The sequence below is a fragment of the Phenylobacterium sp. genome (assembly GCF_036402295.1).
Taxonomy (GTDB): domain Bacteria; phylum Pseudomonadota; class Alphaproteobacteria; order Caulobacterales; family Caulobacteraceae; genus Phenylobacterium.
On record NZ_DASWTE010000251.1, the window covers coordinates 1 to 5,126 of the forward strand.

4 protein-coding genes are annotated in these 5,126 nt (G+C 68.1%); 2 read left to right on the plus strand and 2 right to left on the minus strand.

Annotation, left to right across the window (positions count from 1 at the left end):
• Positions 1-1,889 (minus strand): preprotein translocase subunit SecA (gene secA, locus VGD44_RS15475; protein ID WP_331088644.1); only part of this gene is annotated, 1,889 nt, incomplete at its 3' end.
• Positions 1,890-2,201: 312 nt separating this feature from the next.
• Between secA and VGD44_RS15480 the strand changes: the two genes are divergently transcribed.
• Positions 2,202-2,990: a class I SAM-dependent methyltransferase gene (locus VGD44_RS15480; RefSeq protein ID WP_331088638.1), complete on the plus strand. Its 789-nt coding sequence runs from the start codon at positions 2,202-2,204 to the stop codon at positions 2,988-2,990.
• A gap of 87 nt (positions 2,991-3,077) precedes the next feature.
• On the opposite strand, the gene VGD44_RS15485 is transcribed toward VGD44_RS15480, so the two are convergent.
• On the minus strand, positions 3,078-4,247 hold the full coding sequence (locus VGD44_RS15485) for an acetyl-CoA C-acyltransferase (protein WP_331088640.1): 1,170 nt from the start codon (positions 4,245-4,247) through the stop codon (positions 3,078-3,080).
• A gap of 139 nt (positions 4,248-4,386) precedes the next feature.
• Here VGD44_RS15485 and VGD44_RS15490 point away from each other — a divergent pair.
• A partial coding sequence (locus tag VGD44_RS15490; protein WP_331088642.1) for a peptidylprolyl isomerase occupies positions 4,387-5,126 on the plus strand: 740 nt, incomplete at its 3' end.

Consider the following 5,126-nt stretch of genomic DNA (forward strand, 5'->3'; position numbering starts at 1 on the left):
CGCTGCTCCACGCGCTTCTGGGCGGTGGCGATGGCGCTGTTCAGCCACTTGTGGGTGATGGCCTCGCCGTCCTGCACGCCGAACGTCCGCATGATCGCGTCCAGCCGCTCGCCGGCGAAGATGCGCAGCAGGTCGTCCTCACAGGACAGGAAGAATTTGGAGTGGCCCGGGTCGCCCTGGCGGCCCGTCCGGCCGCGCAGCTGGTTGTCGATCCGCCGGCTCTCGTGCCGCTCGGTGCCCAGGACGAAGAGGCCGCCGGCGGCCAGCGCCTGTTCCTTCAGATCCTTGATGTCGGCCTCGACCTCGGCCTTGTGCGCCAGCGCCTGCTCGGGCGTGACCTCGATGCCCAGGCCGCGCTGCTCCTCGCGCCACTTGGCGACCCGCATGTCCACGTTGCCGCCCAGCTGGATGTCGGTGCCGCGGCCGGCCATGTTGGTGGCGATGGTGACGGCGCCGGGCACGCCCGCGTCGGCGACGATCGCGGCTTCCTGCTCGTGGTAGCGCGCGTTCAGCACGCTGTGCGGGATGCCTTTGATGGTCTTGCCGTCGAGCTCGAAGGTGTGGGCCTTCAGGATCTCGCTGAGCTGCTCGGACTTCTCGATGGAGACGGTGCCCACCAGGATCGGCTGCTTGCGGCGATAGCAGTCCTCGATCAGCAGGGCCACGGCGCGGTTCTTCTCGGCCGCCGTCCGGTAGACCTCGTCGTCGTCGTCGATCCGCACCACCGGCCGGTTGGTCGGGATCTCGGCCACGTCCATCTTGTAGATGTCGATGAATTCCTGGGCCTCGGTGGCGGCCGTGCCGGTCATGCCCGAGAGCTTGGAATAGAGGCGGAAGTAGTTCTGGATCGTCACCGAGGCCAGGGTCTGGTTCTCGGGCTGGACGACGGCGCCTTCCTTGGCCTCGATGGCCTGGTGCAGGCCTTCGGACAGGCGGCGGCCGTGCATCATACGGCCGGTGAACTCGTCGATCAGGATCACCTCGCCCGCGCGGACGATGTAGTCCTTGTCGCGAACGTAGATCACGTTGGCGCGGAGCGCCTGGTTGATGTGGTGCACGACCGAGATGTTCGCGGGGTCGTAGAGGCCGGCGGAGTCCTCGGCCAGGTGCCCGGCCTTCTCCATGATCTCCTCGACCTTTTCCGAGCCGTACTCGGTCAGCATCACCTGCCGCTGCTTCTCGTCGTACTCGTAGGTCTCCTTGTCGGTGACCAGCTCCTTCACCAGGAGGTCGACGGTCCGGTAGAAGTCGGAGCGGTCCTCGGTGGGGCCCGAGATGATGAGCGGCGTGCGGGCTTCGTCGATCAGGATCGAGTCCACCTCGTCGACGATCGCGAAGTTGTGGCCGCGCTGGACCATCTCGCTGACGTCGTAGACCAGGTTGTCGCGCAGGTAGTCGAAGCCGAACTCGTTGTTCGTGCCGTAGGTGATGTCGCTGCCGTAGGATTCCTGCCGCTGGCTCTGGGTCAGGCCGTGCACGATCACGCCCACGGTGAGGCCGAGGAAGCGGTAGACCTGTCCCATCCACTCGCTGTCGCGCTGGGCCAGGTAGTCGTTGACGGTGATGACGTGCACGCCCTTGCCGGCGAGCGCGTTCAGGTACACCGGCGCGGTGGCCACCAGGGTCTTGCCCTCGCCGGTCCGCATCTCGGCGATGCCGCCCTTGTGCAGGATCATGCCGCCAACGAGCTGCACGTCGTAGTGCCGCTGGCCCAGCACCCGGCGCGCGGCCTCGCGGACGACCGCGAAGGCTTCCTCGAGGAGCTGGTCGAGGGTCTCGCCCTTCGCCAGACGCGCCCTGAATTCGATGGTCTTGTCCCGCAGCTGCTCGTCCGAGAGCGCCTGCATCGCGGGCTCCAGCGCCGTGATCTTGGCGACGCGGGCGCTCATGCCCTTGACCTTGCGGTCGTTGGAGGAACCGAAGAACCGTTGGAAAATGCTCAAGTGAGGTGTCCGTTAGGCGGCGATGTGGCCCTTCGCCCGCCTGGAAAAGTCGCTCTTTTGGGGCGTGGCTGACTTAAGGACTGCCCCCGCTCAAGTCAACGCGGCGCACCCGTGACGGGTTGACCTGTCCCGGGAGGCGAGTAAGCCTCGCCGCACTATGAAGGCCTAGGTCGCACATAAGCGCCGCGGACACCGCCGGCCCCCTGCGACGCCCCGGACGCTCCGGGGCGACCCTTTTCTCGATTTTGAGGCCTTTGCATGCCTTCCAGCACGCACGTCACCCGTGAGCGGGTGAACAGCTACGGCTCGATCTCGGCCGAGATCTACGACATCGACAAACCCTACTTCGCCCTGCCGGACACCCGCTTCCACCTGGAGAGGTTCAACGGCTTCGGGCGACCCATCCTCGAGCCGGCCTGCGGCTCGGGACGCACGCTGGTTCCCTTCCTACAGGCGGGACTGGACATGACCGGCTTCGATTCCAGCGCCGACATGCTCGATCGCTGCCGGACCAGGTGCGCCGAGGCGGGCTTCGCGCCCCATCTCAGCGCCCAGCGCTGCGAGGACTTCGCCTACGACCGCCGGTTCGGCGCGATCCTGATCCCGGTGGGCTCGTTCACGCTCATCGACGACTTCGCCGTCGCCATGGACGTGCTCCGCCGCTTCCATGCCCACTTGGAGCCCGGCGGCGTGGTGGTGCTCGACATCCAGGGGCTCAACTTCCTGGCCTCGACTGGGGCCAAGGACCGCCGCCGCTGGACGGCGCCCGACGGCGACCTGCTGACGCTTGAGGGCGACCGGGTCTCCACCAACTGGCTGCGGCAGAAGGCGGAGATGTCCTACCGCTACGAGCGCTGGCGCGGCGGGGTCCTGGTCGAGAGCCAGATCGACCTCCTGAGCCAGCGCTACTGGGGCCTGGAGGAGTTCGGGCTGGCCCTGGAGGCCGCCGGCTTCACGGACGTCACGGTCTGTGGCGGCTACGACCGCAGCCGCGGGCCCCGCGAGAGCGACCGGGTCTGGACGTTCGAGGCGGTGCGCCCGGCCTGACTCGCCAAAGGAAAAGGGCGGCGCAAGCTGCGCCGCCCCCTCCACCACTTCGTGGTCCCCCTCCCCCGTGAACGGGGGAGGTTCAAGTCAGAACACCTCGAAGAGGCCCGCGCCGCCCATGCCGCCGCCGATGCACATGGAGACCACCACGTGCTTGGCGCCGCGGCGTTTGCCTTCCTGCAGCACGTGGCCCGAGAGGCGCGCGCCGGTCATGCCGAAGGGGTGGCCGATGGCGATGGAGCCGCCGTTGACGTTGTACTTCTCGGGGTCGATGCCCAGCTTGTCGCGGCTGTAGAGGCACTGGCTGGCGAAGGCCTCGTTCAGCTCCCAAAGGTCGATGTCGTCGACCTTCAGGCCATGGCGCTCCAGCAGGCGCGGGATCGCGAAGACCGGGCCGATGCCCATCTCGTCGGGTTCGCAGCCGGCCACGGCCCAGCCCTTGAACACGCCCAGCGGCTCGACGCCCCGGCGCTCGGCCTCCTTGCCTTCCATCAGCACCACGGCGGCGGCGCCGTCCGACAGCTGGCTGGCGTTGCCGGCGGTGATGAAGTTGCCCGGGCCCTTCACCGGCTCGAGCTTGGCGAGGCCTTCCAGCGTGGTGTCGGGGCGGTTGCACTCGTCGCGGTCGACCACGTAGTCGACGATGGACTCTTCCTTCGTCGCCTTGTCGACCACCTTCATCTTGGTCTTCATCGGGACGATTTCGTCGGCGAACTTGTGGCCCTGCTGGGCGGCGGCCATGCGGCGCTGGCTCTCCAGCGAGTACTCGTCCTGGTACTCGCGGCTCAGGTTGTAGCGCTTGGCCACGATGTCGGCGGTGTCGATCATCGCCATGAAGATGTCGGGCGCCACCTTGAGCAGCTCGGGATCGAAGTTGTCCTTGCCGACGCCCATGTTCGGCATCGAGATCGACTCCACGCCGCCGGCGACCACGGCGTTCGCGCCGTCGTTGCGGACGTAGTTCGCCGCCATGGCGATCGTCTGCAGGCCCGACGAGCAGAAGCGGTTCACGGTCACGCCCGAGGTTGTGATGGGCAGGCCGCCCAGGAGGCCAGCCTGGCGGGCGATGTTGCCGCCGCCGTGGGCCACGTTGCCCATGACCACGTCCTCGATCTCGGCCGGGTTCAGCCCCGACTTGGCGACCGCATGCTTCACGGCGTGGGCGGCCATAGAGACCGTGGGGGTCATGTTGAACCCGCCCCGTCCCGACTTGGCGAGACCCGTGCGGGCGTAGGAGACGACGACGGCTTCACGCATAGGGGCAATCCTCCCAACGAAATGGATTTTTTGAGCCCTCGGTCGGGCCCGGAAATACGCGGTCGCAACCTTTGCATCCCGGGATGCAATTGGCTAGGGAGCGGGGCGCTTTCCGGGCGCCGTTTCAAAGGACAACCGCATGGCGGCCAGCCGGCCTCTTCGCATCGCCGTCATGTCGCTCGCGCTGGCGCTGAGCCTGGCCGCGTGCGACCGCGCCGGCGGCGACGGCGGGCCGCCCGAGCGGGGCGACCAGGCCGTGGCCAAGGTCGACGGCAAGACCATCTGGGCGTCCGACGTGAAGCGCGAGGCCATCGCCCAGGGCCTGATCGGGGAGGGGGAGCCGCTGGACCGGTCATCCGACCTCTTCCGCCGGATGATGGACGAGGTGATCGACCAGAAGCTGCTGGCCGCCGAGGCGCGCCGGCGCAAGCTGGACAAGGACCCCGCCGCACAGCGCCGCCTGACCGCCGCTGAGGACCGCGTCCTGGGCGACATGCTGGTCGAAAGCCAGGTGGCCGACGCGGTCAACGAGGGCGCCATCCGCGGCCTCTACGAGGAGCAGCAGAAGCTCGCCCGCCGCTCGGTGGAGATCCGCGCGCGCCAGATCGTGCTCGCCACCGCAGTCGAAGCCGAACAGGTCAAGAAGCTGCTGGCGTCCGGAGCCGCCTTCGAAGCCTTGGCGATGGAGCGCTCGCGCGACGCGGCCACCCGCTTCAACGGCGGCGACCTCGGCTATTTCACCGCCGACGTCATGCCCGAGGCCTACGAGCAGGCCCTGAACGGCGCCCGCGTCGGCCAGCTGGTCGGACCCGTGGCGGTCGAGGGCGGCTTCGCGCTGGTGAAGGTGGAGGACGTGCGCGAGGAACAGCCGATCCCGCT

Bases quoted from the DNA above. Each gene is read 5' to 3' on its own strand.
- VGD44_RS15480 (WP_331088638.1), top strand. From the start codon at position 2,202: ATGCCTTCCAGCACGCACGTCACCCGTGAGCGGGTGAACAGCTACGGC.
- VGD44_RS15485 (WP_331088640.1), bottom strand. From the start codon at position 4,247: ATGCGTGAAGCCGTCGTCGTCTCCTACGCCCGCACGGGTCTCGCCAAG.